General features: G+C 40.6%; 22 protein-coding genes. 15 read left to right on the top strand and 7 right to left on the bottom strand.

Features of this window, described 5'->3' with window-relative positions; genetic code table 11:
* Positions 1–166: 166 nt before the first annotated feature.
* Together AC4PHI_RS02195 and AC4PHI_RS02200 are read right to left on the bottom strand one after the other, a co-directional pair.
* Entirely contained in the window at positions 167–790 is a 624-nt protein-coding gene (locus tag AC4PHI_RS02195; protein ID WP_492200695.1) for a DsbA family protein, read from the bottom strand.
* A gap of 4 nt (positions 791–794) precedes the next feature.
* A complete protein-coding gene (locus AC4PHI_RS02200) occupies positions 795–1,397 on the bottom strand; it encodes a CYTH domain-containing protein (RefSeq protein WP_492200696.1) in 603 nt (200 codons plus the stop codon).
* Between the two features lie 159 nt (positions 1,398–1,556).
* On the opposite strand from AC4PHI_RS02200, the gene yjbM reads away from it, so the two are divergent.
* Genes yjbM through mgtE form a run of 4 tightly spaced genes read left to right on the top strand, consistent with a single transcriptional unit; the run spans position 1,557 to position 5,329 of the window.
* Positions 1,557–2,222, top strand: coding sequence for a GTP diphosphokinase (gene yjbM, locus AC4PHI_RS02205; protein WP_492200697.1), 666 nt, complete (start codon positions 1,557–1,559; stop codon positions 2,220–2,222).
* Positions 2,223–2,246: 24 nt separating this feature from the next.
* Positions 2,247–3,074, top strand: a complete 828-nt coding sequence (locus tag AC4PHI_RS02210) for an NAD kinase (protein ID WP_492200698.1) — start codon at positions 2,247–2,249, stop codon at positions 3,072–3,074.
* Positions 3,074–3,973, top strand: coding sequence for an RluA family pseudouridine synthase (locus AC4PHI_RS02215; protein WP_492200699.1), 900 nt, complete (start codon positions 3,074–3,076; stop codon positions 3,971–3,973). Before AC4PHI_RS02210 ends, AC4PHI_RS02215 begins: the two co-directional genes overlap by 1 nt.
* A complete protein-coding gene (mgtE, locus tag AC4PHI_RS02220) occupies positions 3,974–5,329 on the top strand; it encodes a magnesium transporter (protein WP_492200700.1) in 1,356 nt (451 codons plus the stop codon).
* 247 nt (positions 5,330–5,576) lie between these two features.
* On the opposite strand, the gene AC4PHI_RS02225 is transcribed toward mgtE, so the two are convergent.
* Entirely contained in the window at positions 5,577–6,209 is a 633-nt protein-coding gene (locus AC4PHI_RS02225; RefSeq protein WP_492200701.1) for a copper homeostasis protein CutC, read from the bottom strand.
* 309 nt (positions 6,210–6,518) lie between these two features.
* Here AC4PHI_RS02225 and AC4PHI_RS02230 point away from each other — a divergent pair, with 309 nt between their 5' ends.
* The 5 genes from AC4PHI_RS02230 to nadE all read left to right on the top strand — a co-directional run bounded on the left by AC4PHI_RS02230 (position 6,519) and on the right by nadE (position 11,167).
* Entirely contained in the window at positions 6,519–7,427 is a 909-nt protein-coding gene (locus tag AC4PHI_RS02230; protein ID WP_492200702.1) for a methyltransferase domain-containing protein, read from the top strand.
* A gap of 149 nt (positions 7,428–7,576) precedes the next feature.
* A complete protein-coding gene (gene trmL, locus AC4PHI_RS02235) occupies positions 7,577–8,095 on the top strand; it encodes a tRNA (uridine(34)/cytosine(34)/5-carboxymethylaminomethyluridine(34)-2'-O)-methyltransferase TrmL (protein WP_492200703.1) in 519 nt (172 codons plus the stop codon).
* Between the two features lie 106 nt (positions 8,096–8,201).
* Positions 8,202–8,594: a GtrA family protein gene (locus AC4PHI_RS02240; RefSeq protein WP_492200704.1), complete on the top strand. Its 393-nt coding sequence runs from the start codon at positions 8,202–8,204 to the stop codon at positions 8,592–8,594.
* A 27-nt stretch (positions 8,595–8,621) separates the two neighbouring features.
* Positions 8,622–10,115: a nicotinate phosphoribosyltransferase gene (locus tag AC4PHI_RS02245; protein ID WP_492200705.1), complete on the top strand. Its 1,494-nt coding sequence runs from the start codon at positions 8,622–8,624 to the stop codon at positions 10,113–10,115.
* A 221-nt stretch (positions 10,116–10,336) separates the two neighbouring features.
* Positions 10,337–11,167, top strand: a complete 831-nt coding sequence (gene nadE / locus AC4PHI_RS02250) for an NAD(+) synthase (RefSeq protein ID WP_492200706.1) — start codon at positions 10,337–10,339, stop codon at positions 11,165–11,167.
* Between the two features lie 107 nt (positions 11,168–11,274).
* On the opposite strand, the gene AC4PHI_RS02255 is transcribed toward nadE, so the two are convergent.
* The 3 genes from AC4PHI_RS02255 to AC4PHI_RS02265 form a co-directional block, all read right to left on the bottom strand.
* Positions 11,275–11,799: a hypothetical protein gene (locus AC4PHI_RS02255; protein ID WP_492200707.1), complete on the bottom strand. Its 525-nt coding sequence runs from the start codon at positions 11,797–11,799 to the stop codon at positions 11,275–11,277.
* 70 nt (positions 11,800–11,869) lie between these two features.
* The gene (locus AC4PHI_RS02260) at positions 11,870–12,622 is read right to left on the bottom strand and encodes a hypothetical protein (protein ID WP_492200708.1); all 753 of its coding nucleotides are present in this window, start codon (positions 12,620–12,622) and stop codon (positions 11,870–11,872) included.
* Between the two features lie 126 nt (positions 12,623–12,748).
* Entirely contained in the window at positions 12,749–14,878 is a 2,130-nt protein-coding gene (locus AC4PHI_RS02265; protein ID WP_492200709.1) for an LTA synthase family protein, read from the bottom strand.
* Between the two features lie 210 nt (positions 14,879–15,088).
* On the opposite strand from AC4PHI_RS02265, the gene AC4PHI_RS02270 reads away from it, so the two are divergent.
* Genes AC4PHI_RS02270 through ybaK form a run of 3 tightly spaced genes read left to right on the top strand, consistent with a single transcriptional unit; the run spans position 15,089 to position 17,543 of the window.
* Positions 15,089–16,273: a class I SAM-dependent rRNA methyltransferase gene (locus AC4PHI_RS02270; RefSeq protein ID WP_492200710.1), complete on the top strand. Its 1,185-nt coding sequence runs from the start codon at positions 15,089–15,091 to the stop codon at positions 16,271–16,273.
* Positions 16,274–16,293: 20 nt separating this feature from the next.
* Positions 16,294–17,040: a type I 3-dehydroquinate dehydratase gene (gene aroD / locus AC4PHI_RS02275; RefSeq protein ID WP_492200711.1), complete on the top strand. Its 747-nt coding sequence runs from the start codon at positions 16,294–16,296 to the stop codon at positions 17,038–17,040.
* 11 nt (positions 17,041–17,051) lie between these two features.
* Entirely contained in the window at positions 17,052–17,543 is a 492-nt protein-coding gene (ybaK, locus tag AC4PHI_RS02280; protein ID WP_492200712.1) for a Cys-tRNA(Pro) deacylase, read from the top strand.
* 141 nt (positions 17,544–17,684) lie between these two features.
* On the opposite strand, the gene AC4PHI_RS02285 is transcribed toward ybaK, so the two are convergent.
* Positions 17,685–19,109 carry an AcpB/EbpR/MafR family transcriptional regulator gene (locus AC4PHI_RS02285; protein ID WP_492200713.1) on the bottom strand — a complete coding sequence of 475 codons (1,425 nt, stop codon included), beginning with the start codon at positions 19,107–19,109 and terminating at the stop codon, positions 17,685–17,687.
* A gap of 249 nt (positions 19,110–19,358) precedes the next feature.
* Here AC4PHI_RS02285 and AC4PHI_RS02290 point away from each other — a divergent pair, with 249 nt between their 5' ends.
* From AC4PHI_RS02290 to AC4PHI_RS02300, 3 genes are read left to right on the top strand one after another with little or no spacing between them, the layout of a single operon-like run.
* Positions 19,359–22,883, top strand: coding sequence for a SpaA isopeptide-forming pilin-related protein (locus tag AC4PHI_RS02290; RefSeq protein ID WP_492200714.1), 3,525 nt, complete (start codon positions 19,359–19,361; stop codon positions 22,881–22,883).
* Positions 22,884–24,326 (top strand): SpaH/EbpB family LPXTG-anchored major pilin, encoded by a 1,443-nt coding sequence (locus AC4PHI_RS02295; protein ID WP_492200715.1) that lies wholly within the window; start codon positions 22,884–22,886, stop codon positions 24,324–24,326. It begins immediately after the preceding gene.
* Positions 24,323–26,173, top strand: a complete 1,851-nt coding sequence (locus AC4PHI_RS02300) for a SpaH/EbpB family LPXTG-anchored major pilin (RefSeq protein ID WP_492200716.1) — start codon at positions 24,323–24,325, stop codon at positions 26,171–26,173. Before AC4PHI_RS02295 ends, AC4PHI_RS02300 begins: the two co-directional genes overlap by 4 nt.
* Positions 26,174–26,204: the final 31 nt, after the last annotated feature.

Consider the following 26,204-nt stretch of genomic DNA (forward strand, 5'->3'; position numbering starts at 1 on the left):
GCAAACTAAAAAGAGTCAACCGTGATTAAGAGGTTGACTCTTTTATGTTACCCGAAAACAGTTATGACGGTGCATACGTTTGACGACCATTCCTGTGTTTTTCTTATAATTTCTGTTAAGTGTTTTTACAGCTTAAACCAGAGTTGTTTTCGCGCAGGCCACTCTTCTAAGAATCAAATAAGTCATTGTAAAAAATATCAGAAGTCACTTGATGCAGATACTGATTTAAGTTGTCAAGATTATGGAACAGTTTTTCCACCGAGTTGCTGGATGGATTTACCACTAATACGCCAAAATCTTCATCGTTGCCATAATTGAATGTTACGATAGAAGGACGTTCCACCACACCCATTTCGAGAGCCAAGTGCTGCTCTCGTAAAAATATATTTTTGACTTGTTCGGAAGAGCGGTCAGAATAAAACATGTCAACATTTGCCTCTACTTTGTTTAAAGATTCCAAAACCATTTCTTTTGAATATGGTTGTTTGTCTAGTAAAATAGCTTCCTGTAAATTTAAAAGAAAATCCATTCCTTTTTTCTTTCCTTGAAGCTGAACGGCTTTATAGTCCATTGCTGTAGAGTAATTGATGCTAAAAAGATCGTTCCTTGCAGCCAAATTGGAAGGAAGCTGGGTCAACTGGATAAATCGCCTGAAACTTTTTAAGTTTAGTAAAGGGATAAAACTTAAAGTGATACGTCGTTCATGTTGATGGATTAGTTCCATGATTTTTTTTTCTACTTCTAAACAGTTGAGGCAGAGAGGATGCATAAAAAAATAAATTTCGATCATGTGCTCACTCCTGTGCTCTATACATTTCATTTTGCTGTGTTTTTACAGCACGAAAAATTTTATTTTCTGTTTTACGCATAGGTATTTGATGTTGCTTTAAAAAATCAATAAAAAATCGTTTTCCTTCGGTATAATCACTAACTTCAAGTTCAAGTTCGAAGTCATGTTGTCCGTGGTACCAATTTTCGTCTAAAACAAGAAGGATGCCTTTTGTCAATTGTTTTTCGGCTCTTCGAGTCTTGAGAGAGGCAATCAGCTGCAACTGATTTTCAGAGAACTTCAATTTAGGGATTTTTGAAAAAATACGACTGGATTGCGGGAATTTCTTATCAGATTTAAAAGCATCGGCCTGTTGAAGAGACAGCGGTTCGTTGGTTTCTAAAAGCCCTTCTTGCAAGGGCGTCTTTAAGGTGATCTCATTTGCATTTGGTTTGAGGCGGATTCTCAAGGCAGCATCCATTGTTTGGATTTTTCGATCAGAGGTATCAAAGTAATAATTTTCTTGAGTAAAAAAAAGCTCATCGGAGACATTGTAGTATGCTTGCAACTTTAAAAATTCAGTTTCAGTCAGGAGGTTTTTAAATTCGACCTCGATAGTTTCTTCCATAGATTCCCCCTTCCCCCGTCCATCTTTATTTTCGCTTATTTTGTCTAATTAGTCAACGAATTGCCTTGTGAATACATTACAGCTATGCGACTAACTTTTTTGAGGCAAATATGCTAAAATGTAGGTTGTATGATTGCTAGACGGGAATGAGGGATTGTAATGACACAAAACTGGGACGACTTTTTAATACCTTATGAGCAAGCTGTTTCTGAGCTGAAAATCAAGCTGAAGGGGATTCGAAAACAATTTCGCGATCAGGGGGAAGCTTCTCCGATTGAATTTGTGACAGGCAGGGTCAAACCTAAGCAGAGTATCATCACAAAGTCTAAAATAAGAGGCATCAATCAGGAAAATATCGAGCGTGAGATGCAAGATATTGCCGGCTTGAGAATCATGTGCCAGTTTGTTGATGATATTTATACAGTGGTGAAGCTGATCAGCCAAAGAAACGATATGCGGGTAATCCAGGAACGGGACTACATTGCTAATAAGAAGGAAAGCGGCTATCGTTCATATCATTTGATTATTGAGTACCCCGTACAATCGGTTTCAGGCGAAAAGAAAATTTTAGCAGAAATTCAAATCCGGACACTGGCGATGAATTTCTGGGCGACGATCGAACATTCGCTGAATTATAAATATCAGGGAGATTTTCCTGATGAAATCAAACAGAGGTTAAAAAACGCCTCTGAGGCGGCTCACTCCCTGGACGAAGAAATGTCGCTGATCCGTGAGGAAATAAAAGAAGCCCAGCATCTTTTTTCCCATGGCAAAGGACAGGAGATAGACGAGTATTATCAGCAGTTTGTCAAGGAGGAGCCTTAATAGATAGACAGAGAGGGAGAACACATGTGTATTTCTATCATTTCGAATAGAACAGGACATTCACAGAAAAAAAAGCGGGAGCTGGAAGATCTGATCAGAAAAAAAGGTCTGACTCTCAGTGAAAAAAATCCCAAAATCGTTATCAGTATCGGCGGCGACGGGACGCTGCTAGGGGCCTTTCACCGCTATGTCCATCAACTGAATCAAATTCGTTTTATTGGTATTCACACAGGACACTTAGGTTTCTACACTGACTGGCGGGATTATGAGTTAGAAGAGCTGGTGGACAGTTTAGTTGCTGACGTGGATAATTCAAATTCAAGTGTCAGCTATCCTTTGCTGGATGTGCAAGTGAATTATACGGACCAGCGGGAGTCAAAACACTTTCTTGCGCTGAATGAATGTACGATTCGCCGGGTGACCGGCACGATGGTAGGCAATGTTTATATCAAAGGGGAATTATTTGAAAATTTTCGCGGCGATGGTTTATCTGTTTCTACACCGACAGGTTCTACCGCCTATAATAAAAGTATCGGCGGGGCAGTGATTCATCCGCAAATCAATGCATTGCAGCTGGCAGAGATTGCGTCGATCAACAACCGGGTCTACCGGACACTGGGATCCCCCCTGATTATTGCCAGCAACGAATGGATCTCCATTCAGCTGGAGAGTCATAATGATCATATACTGTCAGTGGATCAATTGATATTGTCAGAAGAAAATATCAAACAAATCGACTATAGAATCGCAGACGAACGGATTCATTTTGCTTCCCACCGGCACACGAATTTTTGGAGTCGTGTGAAAGATGGTTTTATTGAAAGTACAGAGTTGAAGGATGACATGATGTAATGGAATTTAGTTGGATATACTCAGCAGGAGAGCCGGAATTGCTGCGGACTTTTTTGCGTGGCAAAGGAATCTCTAGAGGACTGCTGGCCAAAATCAAATTTCAAGGAGGATGCCTCCGAGTCAACGGCAACGTTGAAAATGTTTTATTTACGTTGACTGCGGATGATGTGGTCAGCGTCAAGATTCCTGACGAAACAGGCCATGAGACTTTGGCAGGGGAGTTTGCGCCGTTGTCTATTGTTTTTGAAGATGAGCACCTTCTGGTCGTGAACAAACCCAGCGGTGTTCCTTCCATACCGGCACAATATCACCCCGCAGGAACGATGGCCAATCGGGTGAAAGGTTACTATCAGAAAAAAAATTACGCTGATCAAGTGGTTCATATCGTCACTCGCTTGGACAAAGACACCACAGGCTTAATGTTGTTTGCCAAGCATGGCTACGCCCATGCACTGATGGACAAACAGCTGAGAAATCGGACCTTGATTAAAAAATATCAAGCACTGATTAGCGGACAGCCAGAAGTTTTGAAAGCGCATGACACCATCGAATTGCCGATTTTACGAGACACCGCTTCCCTTATTAAACGTAAAACCGGACCGGAGGGTGTGGAGGCGGTGACGGAATATTGGCTGTCAGCAGTTTTTAAAGAGTATGCTTTGGCGACTGTTCAGCTGCATACAGGCAGGACCCATCAAATCCGGGTCCATTTTGCTGCATTAGGGTGTCCGCTGGTAGGTGATGATCTGTACGGCGGAGATATGACTTTGGGTATTTCCCGTCAGGCACTCCATTGTTCTGAACTGGAATTCACCCATCCTTTTACTAATGAAAGATTACATTTGAAACAAGGACTGCCCCCCGATCTGAATCAATTTGTGATGTTAGGAGAGCTGTAGATGGACGAGGAAATGTTGGTGAGCTTTGCCCCTTTATTGGACTGTTTAAAAAAAGACCAGCTAAGCGAATTCAGGAAAATCTTTTTTGATTTACATATTTATGAGCAAGGACAGTTTTACTTATCTTTAGATGCTGAAAATCGGCAAAAGTTATATACGTATCTTTCCCCTCAAGAAATGGCGAATATGTTTGATGTCATTGAGGAAAATCAAGAAGATGTGGATCAGCTGCTGAAAGAAATGGATCCGAGTTATGCCGCAGACATGCTGACGTTCATGTTTACTGACAATGCTGTCGATACGCTGAATCAGCTCGATAAAAAAGATGTGGCCATGTATTTGAGTATCATGGAACCGGAAAGCGCCAAAGAAATCAAAAATCTTCTGCATTATGAAGACGATACAGCCGGTTCAATCATGACCACGGAATATGTGGCGGTAAAAGCAGAGCAGACAGTTCAATCTGCATTGCTTTACTTAAAAAAAGTCGGACGGGAAGCTGAAATCATTTATTATATTTTTGTAATAGATGAAGATGGTTTTTTGGTGGGGGTCATTTCCCTGAGAGACTTGATCGTGAGCGACGAAGAAAAATTGATTAAAGAAGTCATGAGCGAAAGGGTAGTTTCTGTAAAAGTCGGGGACGATCAGGAAGATGTGGCCCGGATGATTCGGGACTACGATTTCCTTGCCATGCCCGTGACAGATTACCGGAATCGTTTGCTTGGGATTATTACAGTTGATGACATTATTGATGTTATTGATGAAGAAGCAGCTAGTGATTATTCTGGACTTGCCGGGGTCGACGTAGAAGAAGTGGCAGATAATCCGTTTCAATCGGCAGCTAAACGTTTGCCGTGGCTGGTGACTCTGCTGGTTTTAAGTATGTCCACGGCAACATTAATCGGACATTATGAAGCACTTGTCAGCAAGGCCAGCATTCTTGCAGTGTTTATTTCTTTGATTACCGGAACCGCCGGCAACGCAGGAACACAGTCGCTGGCCGTTGCGGTTAGAAGATTGGCATTGCAGGCAAATGACCGCAGTTTTTTCAGATTGATTATGGCGGAGATTTTGACGGGGTTAATCACAGGGTTAATCACAGGATTTACGATTTTCGTGATCGTAGGCGTATGGAAACAAAATTTCACCCTAGGTTTTGTGATTGGCTTTGCAATGATGTGTGCCATTACAGTGGCCAATTTAGCCGGCAGTTTGATTCCTATGGTCATGGACAGGTTGGGCTTTGATCCGGCAGTTGCCAGCGGTCCTTTTATCACTACTTTGAGTGACTTGACCAGTGTTTTGATTTATTTTAATATTGCCGGCATGTTCATGCAGTTTTTTATTAAATGACGATTGCCGGATTTTTACATCAAACTGCTCTTTGAAGAATAAATCAAAGGGCAGTTTGTTGTATGCTCATAAAAAAGACCGTCAGAGTTTTCTGCCAGCCGTTAAAATAAATGGAGAATATGCTTTACGAAACGTTAATTCATATCTCAAAACTTGATAGATGAAAGAAAATATCGTGAAGAAGTGTCTGTAATTCTTTGATGTTTTTTCCCGCATACAGAGAATCCCAGTTATGTTTCCTTAGACTTTAAACAATCTTGGTACCGTGGGCCTCCAAAACACCTAATGCATCAGCGACTTCTTGCAGATTCTCCTTGGTGATGCCTCCTCCCGGTAAAATAATGAGGCGATTGCCGGCGTAAGCGATTAATTCTTTTAAGTGGGCAAAGTTTTCATTAATCAGAGTGCCCTTGGCTCCTCCGTGGGTCAGAATCCTGTCCACACCATTTTCCGCCAGCCAGTCAATGGCTTTGAACTGTTCTTCGTTAGATAAATCATCAAAAGCCATGTGGAAGGTGATTTGCAATCCTTCTGCTTTATCGATGAGACGCTCAAGAGCATCGGTATCTAAGGTTTTACCGTCCTCAGTCAAACAGCCGAACACCACACCATCGGCACCGATTTTTTTTGCTTCTAACAAATCTATTTCCATCATTTTTAATTCGGTATCATTGTAGTAGAAATCTCCGCCCCGCGGACGGATCATGGCCATGACGGAAACATTTTTTTCGTGGCAGTAATCAACGGTTTCCGCCATCACTCCTGTGCTGACAGAAGTCCCACCAACATGGAGATTGTCACAAAGTTCGATTCTTTTTGCTCCATTTTCAACTGCTTGAGGAATATCAGTAAAGTTTTCCGCACAAAATTCTTTAATCACAGTAAAACCTCCCATAGTTTTCTCCAGTGTAACATAATATTTTAGAAACCGTCACCCGGCGAAAAAAATTATAAATTGTGCTATGATAAAAAAGAAATAAAGGTCTTTCTCTTATATTGAAGACAGAGCCGACAAAACATCACTGTCCGCCAATATTAGCTGATGGGATAAGGCTCTGGATTCAACGATGCTAGGCTTGTTTTTTATTTATTTTCAACAAGCAATATCAGAGCATAGGCGAAGTTGAGAATGGGATCTTTGAAAAAATGGGTTAGGGAAAGAACTAAGGGGGAACTAAGGAGGAACTAAATGTTACAAAAGAAAATCGACCGGTCAGCTGGTTTTATTCAAAAACAGGGGCAGCTGCTTCGTTGCCCGAAATGTCACGATGAATCGGTTGAATTAAAGGGATATAGCATTGTTTGCAATCAGGGACATGTCTATGATTTATCAAAAAAAGGGACGCTGTATTTACTGGATAAAAAAATTGATACAGAGTATAATCGGCAAATGCTGATTCATCGTCAGAAAATGATTAGTACGGGGATGTATCACCCAATACTGGAAAAAATTGCAAGCTTTCTGAAAAGTGATCACAGTCAGTATTTACTGGATGCAGGATGTGGCGAGGGCAGTTTTTTGAGTCAGTTGGATGCTTTGGGGGTGCCGGGGGTGAAAATAGGTTGCGATATTTCAAAGGATGGTATCGAATTGGCAACTAACCATGAAATGTCAGCACTTTGGCTAGTGTCTGATTTAACCAATCTGCCGATTGCCGACCATCGTCTTACCCATGTGCTGAATATTTTTTCGCCCAGTCATTACGGCGAGTTTGAGAGAGTGCTTCAAAAGAATGGCAAGGTAATCAAAGTGATTCCGGAATCAGGTTATTTAAAAGAGCTTAGGGAATTGTTTTTAGGAGAGACAAACAAAACTGCCTATTCTAATCAGAAAGTTTATGAACATTTCCAAGAGGCCATGACAACCGTTCATGAGGAACGGATTACTTACAATTTCCGTATTCCGGAAGAACACTATGAAGACTTTTTAAGTATGTCTCCTTTAAGCTGGCAGGCAACAGAAGAAGCGAAAAAGAGAGCATTGATAGACCCGATCAATGAGGTGACCGTGGACGTGCTGCTTTTATCAGGTGTTTTCAGAAATTCGTACAATAATTACCGAAAATGCTCTTGCAAAAAACTAGACGTTCTGATATAGTATGTTTAGTTGTTTTCATTGGTTTTTATCAGATTCCTGTTCTGATAAAAGTTAGTGAAAAGGCATCACTAACGTAACGGACTCGCCGTGAATAAACACCGAGCCGATACGTTTTTTTTTATTTTTACTGATAATCGGAGGTCAGTGCCATGACAAATCATATCGTATTGTTTGAACCGCAAATTCCTGCGAATACAGGGAATATCGCCAGAACCTGTGCGGCGACAAATGCCCCGCTCCATTTGATTGAGCCTTTGGGATTTTTGACAGATGACAAACACTTGAAACGGGCGGGCTTGGATTACTGGCACGACGTAGCCATTTTCTATCATGAGTCGCTGCCTGCTTTTCTCAAAACGGTCCAAGGAGGACAGCTTCACTTAGTCACGAAATTTGCCAGAAAAACTTATGCAGATGTCCAGTATGCAGACGGACGAGACCATTACTTTATTTTCGGAAAAGAAACGACCGGTTTGCCGGAGTCATTCATGAGAGAATATGAAAACCAATGTCTGCGGATACCTATGAATGATGAGCATGTCCGCTCTTTAAACCTTTCCAACGCAGTTGCTCTGGTTTTGTACGAGGCACTGCGCCAGCAGGATTTTCCCCAGCTGGAACTGACTCACGTTTATGAAAATGATAAACTGTCTTTAGAAGAAAAATAGATTTTTTTTGATGAGATGATTTAAGAGAAAAAGCTTTGATTGGTGAAATTTTTATCAATTTTCTTGATGTGTAGTATAATGAACAAAGACGGGTGGAGATAGGGCAATGTTTGGTCTAAGTGAAGAAATTATTCGTTACCTGATTGTGGGGGTGTTGACGACCCTCGTCAATTTCTTCGTTCATTTTATTTGCCGCAGGGCACTTAAAATCAACATGAATCTTTCAATGATTATAGCTTGGTTCTTTTCAGTGTTGTTTGCCTTTGTGACGAACAAATTTATCGTCTTTCAAAATTACAACACAGCGTGGCAGAGTTTGCTGAAAGAAACCCTTCTTTTCTTTGGTGCCAGAGTGGCTTCATTAGGCGTAGAAGTGGTGATGATGAATCTGCTGGTGGGAAAAATGAAAGCAAAAGAAAGTTACGCCAAGGTTGCGACGCAATTCTTTATCGTCGTCATCAATTATGTTTTTAGTAAAGTGATTATTTTTAAAAAGTAAGACAATTATAGCGAGAAGGAAAGAGAGATGAAGGAAGTGGCAAAGCTGTTTGCTGATGATAGTACTACGCTGCACACTGATTTATACGAGATCAATATGATGAAAACTTACTGGGAATTGGGCAGACATAACCGCCGAGCAGTTTTCGAATGCTATTTTAGAGAGATGCCTTTTAAAAATGGCTATGCTGTTTTTGCCGGCTTGGAACGGTTGATAAATTATTTAAAATCCTTAAAATTCAGCGAGTCTGATATTGAATATTTGCGTGAAGTGGAAGGCTATCCGGAGGACTTTTTGGATTATTTGAAAGAGTTCCGCTTTAGTTGTACTGTCCGCTCTGTAGTAGAGGGAGAACTGGTTTTTAATAATGAACCGCTTATTCAAATCGAAGGCCCTCTGGCGGACTGTCAACTGGTGGAAACTGCTTTATTGAATATTGTGAACTACCAGACCCTGATTGCTACGAAAGCTTCCCGTATCAGATCAGTTATCGGAGACGATCTGTTTATGGAGTTTGGTACTCGCCGGGCGCAAGAGATGGATGCGGCTATTTGGGGCACGCGGGCGGCATATATTGGTGGTTGTGATGCTACCAGCAACGTGCGGGCAGGAAAAATTTTCGGCATCCCGACTAGCGGAACTCACGCACATTCGCTGGTGCAATCTTATTTAGATGATTACGAAGCATTTAAAGCCTACGCTCAAACACACCGAGACTGCGTCTTTTTAGTAGATACTTATGACACATTAAAATCTGGTGTGCCAAATGCTATCAAAGTGGCCAATGAGTTTGGGGATAAAATCAATTTTCTTGGAGTACGGATTGACAGCGGGGACATGGCATATATTTCTAAAAAAGTCCGCAAACAATTAGACGAGGCAGGCTATCCTGACGCTAAAATCTATGCTTCTAATGATTTAGATGAAACTATGATTATGAACTTGAAAATGCAAAAAGCCAAAATTGATGTTTGGGGCGTGGGAACTAAATTGATTACGGCTTTCGACCAGCCGGCTTTGGGGGCTGTCTTTAAACTGGTGGCGATCGAAAATGACCAAGGAGAGCTGGTGGATACGATCAAACTTTCAAGTAATGTGGAAAAAGTCTCAACTCCTGGAAAGAAACAAGTTTGGCGCATCACTAGAAAATCCAATCAGAAATCTGAAGGGGATTATGTGGCACTGTGGGATGAACGTCCTGACTTGCAGGACGAAGTCTTTATGTTCCATCCGGTCCACACGTTTATCAATAAAACAGTCAGAGATTTTATCGCTCGTCCGCTGCTGCAGGAAATTTTTGTAGATGGAGAATTAGTTTATGACCAGCCTACGCTGACTGAAATCAAGGCCTCTGCTACCAGAAATCATGATTCGCTGTGGGAGGAATACAAACGCGATCTTAATCCGCAGATTTATCCCGTCGATTTGTCTCAAGCTGCTTATGACAATAAATTAGCTATTGTTGAGAAAGTAAGAGAAGAAATGAAAGAGTTGGTAGTTGATCAGGGAGAAAAAAAATAAAATAATTGACTCCGTGAGTTGGGAAGGTCTTCTCAACTTGCGGAGTGTTTGTCTTGCCTGTTTGAACAAAGTTGCCGACTGAAAATCATCACCATTACTTTTGGGCGAGTATGAAGTTTTATAAGTTAGAAATTTTCTGGCGGAAACAAAGAAAATTATTGAAAAGTTTAGTCACAAACGCTACTGCTTAATAAGCAGATCATTATAATGGAGGGAAAATCATGGGATCGCTACAAAAAGAAATCATTCAAAAACTTGGTGCTAAAGCATCAATAGACCCGGAAACAGAAATTTGCAAGCGGGTGGATTTTCTGAAAAATTATTTGTCAGCCCATCCATTTTTAGACACTTATGTTTTGGGAATCAGCGGTGGACAGGATTCTACTCTTGCTGGACGTTTGGCACAAATGGCTGTCACAGAACTGCGGGAGGAAACTGGCAGAAAAGCGTATCGTTTTATTGCCATTCGCCTTCCTTACGGCACACAGGCAGATGAAACAGACAGTCAGCAGGCCTTAGAATTTATCCGTCCCGATGAACGATTGACGGTCAATATAAAAACCTCTGTTGACAGTTTAGTGGCGGAGTTTGCCGCACAAGGGGTTGCCATCGGAGATTTTAATAAAGGAAATATCAAAGCACGCCAGCGGATGATCGTTCAGTACGCGGTAGCAGGAGAAAGAAAAGGCGCAGTTATCGGCACAGACCATGCGGCCGAATCTATCACTGGTTTTTATACAAAATTTGGTGACGGTGCTGCAGATTTATTGCCTCTTTCAGGATTGAATAAAAGACAGGGAAAGGAGCTGCTGATGCATTTAGCTGCTCCGTCAAGCTTATACGAAAAAATCCCCACAGCAGATTTGGAAGATGATAAACCTCTTGTGGCTGATGAAGATGCATTGGGTGTCAGTTATGAAGCCATTGACGATTATCTGGAAGGAAAAGAGATTGCAAAAGAGGCAAGGGGCAGAATCGAACAGCTATATCAGCAAAGCGAACACAAGCGTCATTTACCTGTCACTCTTTGGGACAATTTTTGGAAAAAGTAATACTGAAAACGAAAAAAGCTGTCCGTGAGCCCTTTGGATAAGACACAGCTGAGTTTAAACACAAAAACCTGGGAGCGTAAGGAAGTTTCCGTGCTCTCAGGTTTTATTTATTCAAAAGCCGTGTATTGAGCCATATATGCTATTTCTTTATTGGAAGTCAATAAAATAATGGTTAACTGCTCTTCAGCGGCGATTTTTTCAAGGGCTGGGAAAAGATCCAGCCAAAATTGCTTAATGATGATTTGTTTGGAGTCTTCAAAGGCGATTACCTTTTTTTTCTGAGCGACCGAGTGAATAAAATTGATTAGCAGCAGCTGTTCCGGACTTAATTCTTCCGGCGTCTCTTCCAAAAAATCTTTATCCAACCGGAAATATGTCCACCATTTTTTTAAAATGGTTGAATATTCTTTCCGTCGTCTGAAAGAAATGCTTGAAAATAATTGCTGTTTGATAGATAAATAGGGCAACAGTGTGCCGTTATCGCGGATAATATGCCCTTTTTTTCGGACCTGTATAGAGGTGGGGGAATCCTTTTGGCATAGAAGAACATAGAATCCCTTATCAAGTCCATCTATACCTTGTGCTTTTATTCCTGTCTTGTCCCCGTTTTTGTTTGAGTTCAGGACTTTCAATGCTAATCCCCCTTTCTATTTAAAAATTGTCAGTATTGATGGTATAAAAGTCGTAATAATCAAGTTTCTGTCAATGTTTTTTTGCGGAAAAGATGGTGTAGGGAAGCGTAACTGCCAGTATGGTGCTCAAAAGAGCCAGTGTCAAAAAGAAATATTTCTTAATCAGCACAGTAATGAAATACCTTACAGTTAACTGACGGTTGTTTGGGCGTATACCAAATCCCCTTTCTGGATGCAGGGAAAACATCAGCTTTTCTTCTTCTTTTTCAGTGTCGGGAAGTTGGAAGTTTTTTTCCTGTTTTTCCAAATTGACGATGAGTGTGTCGTCAAAGACTGTTTGACTTTGGTCATAAACTTTTAAGAGAATCGAATTGAAAAAAATAAAGCACAGAACAACCGTTAAAATAAAACTGATAAACAGTGTTGCAGACCATGTGAAAAATGATTGGGCGATGATTGTTCTTTTAGGAAAGCCGAGATTAAAGGACGCAGTGATTTCTTTTTTTTGTAAAAAGGTGATGGCGGCAACTAGTATCACCAGCAAGCACAAAATTATTATCCAGATTATTATGTTTAGGCGGGTGTACTGATTTTGAATGTCTTGGTAGCTTGTATTTATCAGTTTAATGACAGGATGGCGTGGGTCAGTGATTCCCACACTTTCCCATGATTCTAATTTGTTTTGCCGATTCCAGCGATTGACGGCGGATAGCAGACTAACATAGCCTAAAGCAATAACACTGAACATAAAAAAAACAGTTAGTGCAAAAGCCATTTTCTTATGGTATTTAATTTTTTTAAAAATCAAGGTCAGCTTACCCATATTATCCCACCCTTTGTCTGTAAGTGTACCCTTTAATTGTGAATAAAATGTGATAAAATCATTGAAATTGAGCGAAATAAAAAGACTGGAGATTTCTCTCCAGTCTATGTGCTGTTCAAGCAAATTTTAATCGTTATCTTCTTCGCTGACTGCTTCAGGATGAAGTTCATGATAAGATTTCACTTCATACAAATCAACAGTGGACTTATTGCCGTTCTTAGAATAAAGGCTGGTAGACTTATCGCCTTTTTCTTTTTCTATTTTCAGCATTTGTTGCATTTGATTTTTATAGTTGATATCATCGACAGCTAACTCTTTCAATCCGCTGTTTGTGTAGTAGCGCAGCAAATCACCGTTGGTCAGAGCGTCTGAGATATCCAGCTGTAAGGAAGCTTTTTCCCGCAGGCTGTCTATTTTCAGCTGTTCTTCTTCAGTAGTTTCAAAAATCAATGATTCGGTATCGTTGCGGTAAACATTTTCACCTATAACAGTATAATCTGGTGTCATAAAGTTTCCATTACGGAAAACTACGATTTGCTCATTTTCTTTAGAAAACAAATCTTGCCCCAGCATCATGTATTTAGAATTATCGATTCCTAGCAGATGCAGTAAGGTCGGCAACACATCGACTTGACCGCCAAAGGTATGGTCTACTGTTCCGCCAGACTGGCCAGGGATATGGAACATCAGCGGTACACGCTGCATTTGTGCATCATCATAGCTGTCCCAAGTTTCTTTTGATTTACCTTCAAGCAAATCTGCCAAATCAGGGTTACGGGAATCGGAAATTCCGTAATGGTCCCCGTAAAGTATGATTAATGAGTTTTCATACAGACCGGAAGCCTTTAGATAGTTGAAAAATTGTTCAACTGCCTGATCCAAATAATTGGCAGTGGCAAAATAACCATTGATGGTAGTATCTTTTGTATTCGCTAGAGGGAACCCGCCTTCTTCCCCTTCCATTTCAGAGTAAGGGTAGTGGTTGGATACAGCAATCATCTTAGTATAAAACGGCTGTTGTAAATGCTCTAGGTACTGAACGGACTGCTGGAAAAATGGTTTGTCATGAAGTCCGTACTGGAATGAATTGTCTTCATTGACATCATAGTAGCTAGCATCAAAGAAGTAGTTATATCCAAGATTTTTGTACGTCTCATTACGATTCCAGAATGTTCCGCCATTTCCATGGAAGACCGCTGAAGTGTAGCCGGCTTCCTGTGCCAAAATATTCGGTGCTGCTTGGAACGTATTTTTGTTCCCTAATTGAGTGAACAAAGGTCCTTGATCCAAACCGAAAAACGAATTTTCCAATAAGGTTTCAGAGTCGCTGGTTTTTCCCGAGGCGACTTGGTGGAACGAATTATCAAAACTGTAAGTTTGTTTGTCATGGAATAAACTGTTTAGGAAAGGTGTGACTTCATGTTCAACGCCTTCTTCATCGAGCAGTTTATAATCAATGATGAACTGCTGCAGGCTTTCCAAGTGCACATAGATTACATTTCGGTCTTTAGCAATCCCAAACATCGTTTCATTTGCCGGCACAGCATGTTCTTTGACGTAATTTTCTACATCTACTAAGTCGTTCTCACTAGCTTGAGCACGGATTTGGTTTGTTTGATAAGTTTGTACGCCGTCATAAGCGGTAAAGACATTCAGTCCTAAATACTTGACGATATAGTCTTTGGAAAAAGTCCGTTTCAACAATTCCGGACGGTCTGCTTCTGCTAACGTCAGGTTGATGGAAAAAATCAAGAGCGATAGGGAGGTGACCGCAAAAGCATATCTGCTACGGACATAACGTTCTTCCATTTTGATTTTTTTAAAACCTAACAGACAGCTTACGATGACGATGTCGGCAATATAAAGCAAATCATAAGGTCTGAAAAGTCGTACGGCACTTTCACCTAAGCCAGAGGCAACTTTTCCGGCTCCCAGCATAGTATTGATGGTGATAAAATCTGTAAACTCACGATAATAGACGACATTTGAAAACAACAGTAGAGAAATTAAGCCATACAAAATCATCGTCGTCCAGTACGCCCGCTTCTTACTTTTTATATAAAGAGCGATGGACAGAATGAAAATAGTAGTCGCTAAAGGGTTGATAAACAAAATAAAGTACTGTTGCGGGCTCTCAATGCCCAAATTAAAGTCGAATAAATAAGCAAATATTGTTTTAGCCCAAAATAAAACCGTAAGCAAACAGAAAAATCCCATTCTCTTATTGACCCAGCTCGGAGTATAAGATTTTTTCATTTGGTAACATCCTTTCTGATGGCTCAACTTAACTCAAAATGTTAAGCCACATTAAGCTATCGTTAGTATTTTACAGCGAACCCATAATAAAGTCAATTTATTGTAGGATAAATCATACTTTAGCAGTAGGATATTTTCCAATAAAAACATTCAAGGGAGGGAAAGTGTGCTAGAATATTCTCATGAAAGACTAAGAAAGGTAAATGAGTGATGGAAAAAATAAAAATTTGTTCCAAAAGTGCAGAAAAACTTCGCAAAGGCTATCCGCTGATTGCAGCAAAAGATTTGATGGATACCCGTGATCAGGAAAAAACAAAACAATGGGTATCATTTGTGACACAAAATAATATGTATATAGGCACTGGTTATATAGGAAAGCAAAATAAAGGCATCGGCTGGATTCTCAGCAGAGATAAAGAAACAGCTTTGAACAATCGTTTTTTTAAAACCATTTTCGAAAAGGCCAAAAGTAAACGGTCCACCTTTTTTCAAGATGATGAAACCACAGCTTTTCGCTTGTTTAACGGTGAAGGGGACGGGATTGGCGGCATCACGATAGATGCCTACGGTGATTTTGTGTTAATCACATGGTACAACGAAAGTATTTATTTCTTCAAAGAATTAATAATGGAAAGCTTTTTAGCAGTTTTCCCTGCATGTCGGGGGATATACGAAAAAAACCGCTTTGAAAATAAACATCTGCCTGAGAGCCGGCACATTTACGGAGAAACTGCACCAGAGCCGTTATTGGTCAAAGAGAACGGTGCAATATTTGCCACCTACTTGAATGAAGGCATGATGACCGGAATTTTTTTAGATCAAAAAGAAGTTCGGGGGCAGCTGATTAACGGCATGGCTAAGGGACTGGATGTGCTGAATACCTTCAGCTATACGGGTGCTTTTTCTGTTGCTGCAGCCCTTGGCGGTGCCAAGAGTACTGTCAGTGTAGATTTGGCAAAACGAAGCCGGCCAAAAACGGAGGAAATGTTCGAAGTAAATCAATTATCCCTGGCTGATCATCACATCATCGTCATGGATACTTTCGATTATTTTCGATACGCTAAAAGGAAAAAAATGTCCTTTGATTTAGTGATTTTGGATCCTCCAGGATTTGCCAGAAATAAAAAAAGAACTTTTTCCGTGAGCCAAAATTACGGAGAGCTGGTAGAAGATGCTGCCGGGGTGATTAGAAAAAATGGTTCTTTGCTGGCCTCTACGAATGTGGCTAATCTGGATTATGGCAAGTTTGTCAGCATGGTCGAAAAAGGATTGACAGCTGCCGGACGAACCTTTGAAATGGTAGAAAGGTATCGTTTGCCGGCGGACTTCAGCGTATCGAATGATTTTCCAGAAGGGAATTATTTAAAAGTTTTGATATATCGTTTGACAAATTAGAGAAGATGGAGGGGTCGTGAATGAGAAAATTATTGGGGTTGGAAAAAAGCGGATTAGAAGGTAAACCATTGATATGTGTTCCCTTAACAGGAAGAACTCAAGAAGAGATTGAAGAACAGGCACGCACTGCGGCTGGGACAAGTGCGGATATAATAGAATGGCGGGCAGATTTTTTTGATGGTCCGTTGACCCGTGAAGTTTTGACTGCTGTGTTGGAAAAAATTCGGGAAGTCATTAAAAACAAGCCTCTGTTGTTCACTTTTAGAACCGCAGAGGAAGGCGGAGACAAAAAGTTATCTCTCGGTGACTACGAAAATCTCTACTATATTATTATGGATACGGAACTGGCAGATATTCTAGATATTCAACTGCAAAAAGTGGCAGATCGTTCTGCTTTGATTCAGACAGCCCATGAAAAAGATTACTTGGTGTTAATTTCTTATCATGATTTTCAGCAGACACCGGAAGCTTCCGAATTAATGGCGTTACTAGCCCGCATGGCAGAGGCTCAGGGAGACATCTTTAAATTTGCTGTCATGCCAAAGGATAATTTAGATGTCTTGAAAGTGTTGACAGTATCCGAACAGGCACAACAACTCTACTCTAAACCGCTGGTGTGTATCTCCATGGGCGCTGTGGGAAAAGTCAGCCGGATTGTCGGGCATAAATTTGGTTCAGCCATGACGTTTGCCAGCCTATCAGAAGCATCAGCACCAGGGCAAATCCCTGTGGAAGAACTGGCACATTTAATCGCGGCCATTGGTTAGGATTGAGAAATATGGCAAAGAAAAAAGTCGTGAAGACTAATGCATTACGTTTATTAGAACAGAGAAAAATCAATCATCAAGAACAAAGTTTTGAAATTGACGACACCCAGCACTTATCTGCCGCAGAAGTTGCCGAGCGCTTAGGTGTCCCGGCAAAAAATATTTTTAAAACATTAGTGGCCCAAGGGAATAAAACGGGCTATCTGGTGGCTGTAATTCCAAGCAATCAAGTGTTGGATTTAAAAAAACTTGCCAAAGCAAGCGGCAATAAAAAAGTTGAGATGCTTCCTCTTAAAGAGCTGGAGTCAGTGACCGGATACATCCGCGGTGGCTGTTCGCCGATAGGTATGAAGAAACAATTTCCCACCTATCTTCACCAATCTGCTGAAACACTGGCAATCATTTATGTATCTGCTGGAAAAAGAGGCTTGCAAATGTCGGTAAACCCCCAGGACTTAAACCAAGTTATTGGCGGATATTTTGCAGATATTATTCAGGATTAAAGATAGTAAAGAACTTTTTGACTCTGCTGAGAGAAAAAATGTTTTGCATAACATACCCTTAGATAAGTGCTCCTGCTCAGGAGTTTTTTATCTAAGGGTATTTATTAAGGCTTAAAAAAGAATTATCAGACTCTCTTGGTTTCAAGGATTGTCGATTGGGGAAAGAATATCAATAAATTTTTGTTTGTCCAGTCCAGTAAAGTCATCATTAATCAGAAATACGGGAAGCGGACTGTTTGGTATGGGTTGATTAGAGACGATTAAATCAAAATTTGAAAAATTATATTGTGATAACAGAGCAGTGTATGTTGGAATAACCCGGATGTTTATTTTTTGGAATGACAGGCCATTAGAAATATAGGTAGCTAAAATCTCTGCATGTTGAAGGCCTAAGTCGCTGACAGCCAGTATTTTTTTGGAAGAAAAATACTGACCAAATTCAGGTTTTCCAGTTAAAAACCAGTAGACATAGATAGAAAGATGATACTTTAAGTCTGTTCCGAGCACATCTGAAAAAAATTCCAAATCATTTTGAAGGAGAGAAAATAAATTCCCATCATTATATTTTATTTGTTGTGCAAAAATAGAAATTCTGTGAGTCAATTTAGATGTGTGAAAAGGAAAGGATTTATTAAATAAATATATGGTAGAAATAAGATTGCAAAGAAACTTACTGTGTTCCCTATCGAAATTTAAAAAAGTAAAAAAATGACTTTTTCTTATATTTTTTTCAATTAAATTTTTCACACGGATCTGCTCTGATTTAGAAGACCATTGCAGCAAATCTTTCTGAAAAAAAGTGATAATATTGTTGTACATTCCATGAGTGAGACCAGTCATCCTCCTTTTGAAATAACTCCACCCCGAATTTTGCGTCGAAGGTGTGTTTTTTTTGTATCGAGAAAGCTCATGTCCTTGAATTTCTCTTATTAGATGAACAGTAAAAAGCATGACGAAAAAAACATGTTCGAAAGTATTTTCTTCATTGAGCCAGTTCAACTTACAGTTATTTTTTTTAAGTATATTTTTTACTTTATTTGGTTCGAGTGAAAAGGGAAGAGCATTGTGTCCGTAGAACTCTAAGAAAAAATATGTAACAAAAACTCGCAATTCCTTTTCATTTTCCCCGAAAAGCTGATAGCCTTTGTTAACAGAGAGATGAATATTGTAGGGCTCAAGGATTTGGTTGCATTGTTTAAGTTTACGTGAAAACGATGAACTACTGATATTAAGGGTCTCACAGTAGTCTTCAATGTTTTTTCCGGGATAGATGATGATTTCGTGAAGCAATCGGCTAACAGTGGAGCCGTTGGTCATATCTTTTATGATGTGTATATAATCGGAAATGTTAAAACTTTTGATTCGATACCCCATCTTTTTTGATGTTTCGATCTTCAGAGAGTCTCCCCAAAGTGATTTGATTTCCTTCATGTATCTGATAAATGTTGATTCAGAACAGCCAGCATACTCAGCTAGCTGTTTTTTTGTTTTCCAATCATCAGAAAAATAAAGCATCTTAATAATTTTTATCATTTTTTGATAATTTCCTTCAAACCATTCAATCATAAAGAACCCCCCCTTAAAAAGAATGTCTTTTTAATATGAGGATACATCAATAAATGAAAACAAAATCATCACAATTGAAACTATATGGTCTCGTTGTTGGTGTTATAACGATAATGCAAGCTCGTATAATGATATTAAGATGGGCATACTATTTATGGAAGGATTAAAACACCTACTACAGTTCATTTATAACATGTTTAATGAAAAATAGTAGTTGATTATATTTGCTCATTGAGAAGGAGGAGAAATATGAATAGGCAAATGTGGCGTAGGGTCAATGCAGTTTTCGCGGTACTAATTCTAATTATATCTTATGCTTTGCCGGTTGCAGCAGCTGCTGAAACCATTTCCGCTGCAAACACTGATAAACTGACTTTATTATCAGCCCAAACGAAGCTTGATGATTCGGGAGGCCGATACCTTGAATTAAAGGCGAAAGTGTCTAATCAAAGTCAAGAATCAGCTGTTCAGGATATCACAGTAGCGGGCAACCAGTTAGCGGAAGTGCCAGCTCCATTAGAGAAGGAAGGCGTCTCGTGGGCAGTCGGTAATGGTACTATCTCACTGACTATCCCACCAACGACTCAAAAAGAAGTAGAGTTGCATTTCTCTGTGGACGGCACGCAGTGGGTTGAGGGGCAAGGTATGAAACTGATTGCTGGTGATCAGGAACTGATTGTCGATGAGACACAAACAATTGACAGCACCGGACCGATACCAGAAAGTGGAACTGGCACAACGGAAGCTGAAGCAACCGCAGAGACAGAAACACAGGATGAAATAAAGGACGAAGAAACAGAAGACACTGAGGAAGATGGGACTTACAACCCATTTATAGAACCAAGATTTTTTAACAGCAGAACTGCCAGACAGGAACACACGCTGATTAAGCCGGGATATACGACAGATGAAACAGGCAAATACCCAACGGCCAGTTGGCAGCCTACTGGTCAGGAAAATGTCATCAACCATCAAGGAAATATAAATGGCAGCAATCAGTGGGACGGCGTCACGAAATGGGACGGTGAACCAACTAATCGGACCAACTCATATATTGAGTATGGCGGAACTGGTGACAAGGCAGATTTCGCTATCCGTAAATATGCAAGACAAACAACCACGCCCGGTTTATTTGATGTGTACCTAAATGTCAAGGGAAACTATCAGAAAGCTGTTAAACCTATGGATATTGTCTTGGTAGTGGACTGGTCAGGCAGTATGAATGGGGACCGCATCAAAGAAGTAAAAAAAGGAGTCAATAGTTTTGTTGACACTCTATCTGCAAGTGGGGAAAATATTACAGATAATATAAGACTGGGATACATCGGGTATTCTTATGATGATGGGAGCAATGACAGCATCCAACTTAGTAATTTTAATCAGGGATTGGCTAAAAGAATCAAGGGCTTTACTCCTGAAACAGTACAGGGTGGAACATTTACTCAAAAAGCGCTAAGGGATGCCGGCAACATGTTGAGTGGTTCTGGAGACAGAGAAAAAATCATCGTCTTGTTGACAGATGGCGTGCCAACATTTTCTTATCATGTAAGCGAAGCCGGTGTGATAGCACGAGAAGGTGAAACCCTACAAGGAAGTGAATATTATGCTAATGCATATGAATACAGAAGGATAGATAAAGGTTATGATACTTCAAGATTAGATGGAGGAAATGTTGGATCTTGGTTGTTCCCGGTATACAGAACAGATGAATATAGAGTTAATAAGACAGGAGGCGGCGATCAGGCTTTAATAAAAGACACATTTCCTGCCACAATTGGTGAAGCAATCAAATTGAAAAATAACAACGTGCAGATTCATGGCTTGGGAATTCAACTATCAGCGGATTATGTTGATAAAAGTTTGTATCTAACTAAAGCTCAGGTAGAAGCACGAATGAAACAAATTGTGACAAAAGACATTGATGGCCACCACTATTATGAATCCGCTGAGGAAGCGGCTGATATAGCAGATTATTTAACCAAAAAAGCAATTGGCTTTTCCGGAACAGTTGCTGACGGAAGTATCACTGACCCAATTGCAGAGCCATTTTCTCTTGCTTCACCTGTGACACCTAAACCTTTCGGAAACGGGACTATTTTACCAACAGTTACTGAAGAAAACGGTACAATCAAGGTAACCAATATCAATCTAGTAAAAGGTCAAGAAATCCAGCTTCACTATCAAGTACGTTTGAAAACAGAGGGCGCTGATTTTCGTCCGGATTATTGGTATCAGATGAATGGTCTGACGACGTTTCAGCCGAAACCTTCGGAGCCGAAGTATGAGTTTGGTGTTCCATCAGGGAAAGCACCTGGTGTGAAACTGAATCTGAAAAAAGTCTGGGATGAGTTTGATGGAGACCGAAGCGGTCGTCCAGATCAAGTGACCTTCGAAGTAGGGAGAGAACACACAACAGACGACAATTCGTGGAAGAGCGGTTACGTTCGTATCGACAAACCGGCTAATGACACAACAGATAATTGGGAGCGGACGGGAATTGAAAAACTGTCAGCAGATGGTGTTAACTACGATGAAACACTATATCTGCCAAAGTATAATAATAACGGTGTTGATTTCAACTATAAAGTAGTCAATGAAGTCGAAGTTGACGGCTACACATCTGAAATAACAAGCACTGTCGTCACAAATACTAAAAAATTCAAACCGTACGGCTTGACAATCAAGAAAAAATCATCCGCTAGTAATGGCTGGTTGAAAGGTGCAGTCTTTAAGCTGACTGGCGACGGACTGGATGTCACACTAACCGATAACGGTGATGGTACATATACATTGCCGGCTGATGTGACTTTAGATAAAGGACAAACGTACACACTGACGGAAACGCAAGCACCAGACGGTCATGAGTTGTCAGGAACAACAACATGGACAATCGTTGTTGCTAAAAATGGTAAAGTGACGATTGATGATAAACCAGCAACGATCGCTAACCAGCAAATCGAACTGACGATTACGAACGCGTTCAAAAAAGTACCGGTTGCTGTTTGGAAATATCGACTTGATACAGGAGATAAGCAAACTCCTTTAGCAGGTGCGACTTTCGAACTGCAAAAGAAAAATGCCAAAGGAACCTACGAGAAAGTTTCTGAGGGAACATCTAAAGCAGATGGCCTTGTTACTTTCGATTCTATTGAACCGGGAGACTATCAAGTAATCGAAACAAAAGGTCCTAAAGGTTACGATACACGTTCGGACAATTATGAGTTCATCGTGGATGCTTACGGAAAGATTACTTATGGCGGAACGAATGTAAAAGCTGATGAAGAGGTCTGGACATTCACTCACGCGAACAAATTAAAACCTTTTGATTTGACTGTCAATAAGCTGGATGATGATAAGAAAGCGCTGAAAGGTGCGAAATTCAAGCTGACAGGTCCAGGACTAGGGGAAGGTGTAGAGCTTCCAGCTGATGGAGCTGAGTTGGACACATTCCACTTCAAAGATTTACAACCGGGAACGTATGAGTTGACGGAGATATTCACACCAGAAGGCTATCGCGGACTGGAAAAACCTGTTTCTATCACTATTCACGAAGACGGATCAGTCACCATCGATGATAAGAAATCTGACGATTTTCTAGTTGAGGGAGCTGGCAACAACCAAGTTGAGCTGGATGTCACAAACTATGCCAAGATAAAACTGCCTGACACAGGCGGCAATGGACGTTTGTTGATTTATCTCTCAGGGGCAACTACATTAATTGTTGCGGCAGGGTACCTGCTTTTTCGCTTCTCACGCCAAAAGGAGGTGGGCTAAATGACTAAAAAAGTAACGGTCTTTGCATTATTGGTGATGCTCATGTCATTTATCACAGTGCCAAGTAAGGCGAGCGCACAGGGAACATCGCCGGATAATGTTCAATTAGTCCTCCATAAATTATTGTTTGATGAAGAGAAAATGCCTGAAGAAGTTCTTAATGACGGAAACGAAGGAACGCTTCTGACTGATTACGAGGGGCTGAACGGGGTAACGTTCGAAGCCTACGATGTCACGGAGTCATTTTATGAGCTGCGTGATGAAGGCAAAACAGTAGAGGAAGCTCAAAGCCAACTTGCTGTCGACGGAGTCACTGGATCGACCAATGTTGCCACTCAGGTGACAGCTACAAGAGGGTCAGAAGATGGCGTGGCAGTATTCAATTTGCCGGCTAAAGATAGTGAGCAACGTGATAGAGTTTATCTGTTTGTTGAATCGGATGCTCCGGAATTTGTAAAAGAGCGTTCGAAAAACCTAGTAGTTGTTCTTCCAATCATAGGCAAAAATGGACAGGCGTTGACTACTATTCATCTCTACCCTAAAAATGAAACCAGTTATGTGGAACCGCCATTTGAAAAAACAGTGCAGGACCACCCAGCTGGAGTTGCGATAGGTGAACGTATCACTTATCAACTGGAGATAGAATTACCTGAGAGCTTTGTGTCATACAAAAAATTTGTCATTCAAGACACAACAAACGAGCAATTGAAATTTGATGAGAGCAGTCTGGAGATTTTTGTAGAGGACGTACAGTTGACTAGCGGTTTCCGACTTGCACCTAAGACTAATGGCTTTGTGCTGACGTTTGATCTGCCTGCCTTGAAAAAGCACGCCGGAAAAACGTTGACAGTGACTTACCAGATGATTTTATCTCCTTCTGCTATACCGGATGAGCCTATTACGAACCAAGCGATTTTGGACCTTGGACACGACCCAATCATCAGTACGGAACAAGTTCGTACAGGTGGGAAACGTTTTGTTAAGGTTGACAGCAGTAATAAAGGGAAATCCTTAGCTGATGCAGTCTTTGCAGTGAGGAACGAGCGTAACGAATATTTGAGTTACAAGGGTGACAGCTACTTCTGGGAAAAGACCCCATCAGACGGGTTAGTAAAATTGGTGTCAGATAAGAACGGTCAATTTGAAATTACCGGCCTGAAAGATGGCGAGTATCAGCTGGAGGAATTACAAGCACCAAAAGGTTACGTTCTGACGAAATCGCTGATACCATTTAAAATCGAAAAGGGTTCTTACCAAGAACAGGGAACACCTACGGCAGCCTTGCATGTGATTAACAAAAAGAAGGCAGACCCTCCTAAGAAGAAACCAATTTTACCGCAAACAGGTGAAGCAGCCGGTCCAGGATTGGCGATTATTGGAATAGTTTTGCTTGGTGTTGTTTGGTTTATTATGAGAAAACGGAAAGAAGGAGTAAGAAAATGAAACAGTTAAAAAAGGTTGGAGTGTTTATAGGTATCTTGATTTTATCCTTGCCTATGTTTTTAAATATAGGCCTTGCGAAACCGGTAATAGCGGCAGAAGGAAAAGCAAATGTTACAATCCATAAGAAAAAGATGACGACATTGCCTAATGACCCCATTCAAAATACTGGTAATGTGATGACAGAGTTCGACCAGTATCAAGGGTTGGCAGATGTTGAATTCAAGGCATACGATGTGACAGCTGAGTTTTATGAAAAAAGAGAAGCTGGTATGACCGTCGATAAAGCGAAAGAGGAAGTAATAGGCTTGACCCCAGGTAGCGCTGTAGCCACAGGTACGACTGACAGCAATGGCAATTTGACACTGGAGCTCCCTAAAAAGAGCGGCGGCAAAGATGCAGTGTACACTATTGTGGAGACAGCTAAAGATGGAGTGACAGCTGGTGTAAATATGGTTATCGCATTTCCAGTTTATGAGATTCTTGAAAACGGAAGCTACGGCGATGTTGAGCTGAACGATATTCATCTGTATCCGAAAAATGAAGTAACAACCGCCGGCTCTTTGACAGTCACGAAAATAGGAACTGGCGCCAACGAATTATTAGATGGTGCAGTATTTGCTATTTTGAAAGAGGAAGGCGGCGTCACTAAGTATATTTCTGGTGCCAAAGATGGCTTGTATACTTGGTCAGAGGACAAAACTAAGGCATTTAAGTTCATCACAAGAAATAATTACAGCCCAAGTGATGCTACAATTGCAGGAGCACCTGGTTCAGAAGGTATTTTAAATGTTTCTGGTTTAGAAGTTGGAAGCTATATCCTTGAAGAGACTAAGGCACCAGCTAATGCAGCGATGATTGATAAAGAAACTAAAAAAACTTTTGAAATCACTAAAAACCAAACAGCAGTTGAGGTTACGGTTAAAAACGACACGTCAAAAGTTGAAAAAACGACACCAAATTACAACGGCAAGGACTATGCCATCGGTGAAGAAATTGACTTTGAAATCTCTGTCAATATTCCGTTAGGGATTGCTGACAAAGTTGGAACAGATAATAAATACACTCAGTTTGATTTGATTGATAGTCATAGCGAAGCGTTGACATTTGTTAATGACACGACGAAATATGGTTTGTTTGACGGCGATACAGTAATCAATGTTGCAAACTATACGGTGACAGAAACAACGAACGGCTTTACGGTGGCAGTCAACCCAGCTTATATTCCTTCATTATCACCGGGCGGCACATTGAGATTCGAGTACAAAATGTATTTGAATGACAAAGCGGATCCGACTCAAGGTTATAAAAACAAAGCTCAAGTTGAAAACGGACATACGGATGATAAAACACCACCTGAAGTAGAAGTAAGAACAGGGGGTAAACGATTTATCAAGATTGATGGCGACGTCACCAAGGAAGACACACCGTTAGCAGGTGCAAAGTTTGTCATCCGCAATGCAGATGAAGATACTGCTAAATATCTGAAAATCGACACTGACAAGAAAATTTCATGGGTCGATGCACTAACAGATGCCACTGAATTTACAACAGGTGCAGACGGTCTATTGGACATCACCGGATTGAAATACGGTACTTACTTCTTAGAAGAAACAGAAGCACCAAACGACTATGTGAAGTTGACAAAACGAATCGGGTTTACCGTGGATAAGAATTCTTACGGCGATACGCAAGCATTATTCGATCCACAAAAAGTGCCGAACAAGCACAAAGGAACCTTGCCTTCCACAGGCGGCATGGGCATTTATTTCTTTATCGGCGGCGGATTGCTTCTAGTTGCAGTCGGTGCAGTATACTTCAGTAAACGCAGAAAAGAACTTCAAGCATAAGAACACAACCTATTTGGAATAAAAAGAAATC

Source organism: Vagococcus sp. QWL-13 (assembly GCF_058683555.1).

Excerpts from the sequence above, each read along its gene's own strand:
- AC4PHI_RS02195 (WP_492200695.1), bottom strand. The coding sequence starts at position 790 with ATGATCGAAATTTATTTTTTTATGCATCCTCTCTGCCTCAACTGTTTA.
- AC4PHI_RS02200 (WP_492200696.1), bottom strand. The coding sequence starts at position 1,397 with ATGGAAGAAACTATCGAGGTCGAATTTAAAAACCTCCTGACTGAAACT.
- yjbM (WP_492200697.1), top strand. The coding sequence starts at position 1,557 with ATGACACAAAACTGGGACGACTTTTTAATACCTTATGAGCAAGCTGTT.
- AC4PHI_RS02210 (WP_492200698.1), top strand. The coding sequence starts at position 2,247 with ATGTGTATTTCTATCATTTCGAATAGAACAGGACATTCACAGAAAAAA.
- AC4PHI_RS02215 (WP_492200699.1), top strand. The coding sequence starts at position 3,074 with ATGGAATTTAGTTGGATATACTCAGCAGGAGAGCCGGAATTGCTGCGG.
- mgtE (WP_492200700.1), top strand. The coding sequence starts at position 3,974 with ATGGACGAGGAAATGTTGGTGAGCTTTGCCCCTTTATTGGACTGTTTA.
- AC4PHI_RS02230 (WP_492200702.1), top strand. The coding sequence starts at position 6,519 with ATGTTACAAAAGAAAATCGACCGGTCAGCTGGTTTTATTCAAAAACAG.
- trmL (WP_492200703.1), top strand. The coding sequence starts at position 7,577 with ATGACAAATCATATCGTATTGTTTGAACCGCAAATTCCTGCGAATACA.
- AC4PHI_RS02240 (WP_492200704.1), top strand. The coding sequence starts at position 8,202 with ATGTTTGGTCTAAGTGAAGAAATTATTCGTTACCTGATTGTGGGGGTG.
- AC4PHI_RS02245 (WP_492200705.1), top strand. The coding sequence starts at position 8,622 with ATGAAGGAAGTGGCAAAGCTGTTTGCTGATGATAGTACTACGCTGCAC.
- nadE (WP_492200706.1), top strand. The coding sequence starts at position 10,337 with ATGGGATCGCTACAAAAAGAAATCATTCAAAAACTTGGTGCTAAAGCA.
- AC4PHI_RS02260 (WP_492200708.1), bottom strand. The coding sequence starts at position 12,622 with ATGGGTAAGCTGACCTTGATTTTTAAAAAAATTAAATACCATAAGAAA.
- AC4PHI_RS02265 (WP_492200709.1), bottom strand. The coding sequence starts at position 14,878 with ATGAAAAAATCTTATACTCCGAGCTGGGTCAATAAGAGAATGGGATTT.
- AC4PHI_RS02270 (WP_492200710.1), top strand. The coding sequence starts at position 15,089 with ATGGAAAAAATAAAAATTTGTTCCAAAAGTGCAGAAAAACTTCGCAAA.
- aroD (WP_492200711.1), top strand. The coding sequence starts at position 16,294 with ATGAGAAAATTATTGGGGTTGGAAAAAAGCGGATTAGAAGGTAAACCA.
- ybaK (WP_492200712.1), top strand. The coding sequence starts at position 17,052 with ATGGCAAAGAAAAAAGTCGTGAAGACTAATGCATTACGTTTATTAGAA.
- AC4PHI_RS02285 (WP_492200713.1), bottom strand. The coding sequence starts at position 19,109 with ATGATTGAATGGTTTGAAGGAAATTATCAAAAAATGATAAAAATTATT.
- AC4PHI_RS02290 (WP_492200714.1), top strand. The coding sequence starts at position 19,359 with ATGAATAGGCAAATGTGGCGTAGGGTCAATGCAGTTTTCGCGGTACTA.
- AC4PHI_RS02295 (WP_492200715.1), top strand. The coding sequence starts at position 22,884 with ATGACTAAAAAAGTAACGGTCTTTGCATTATTGGTGATGCTCATGTCA.
- AC4PHI_RS02300 (WP_492200716.1), top strand. The coding sequence starts at position 24,323 with ATGAAACAGTTAAAAAAGGTTGGAGTGTTTATAGGTATCTTGATTTTA.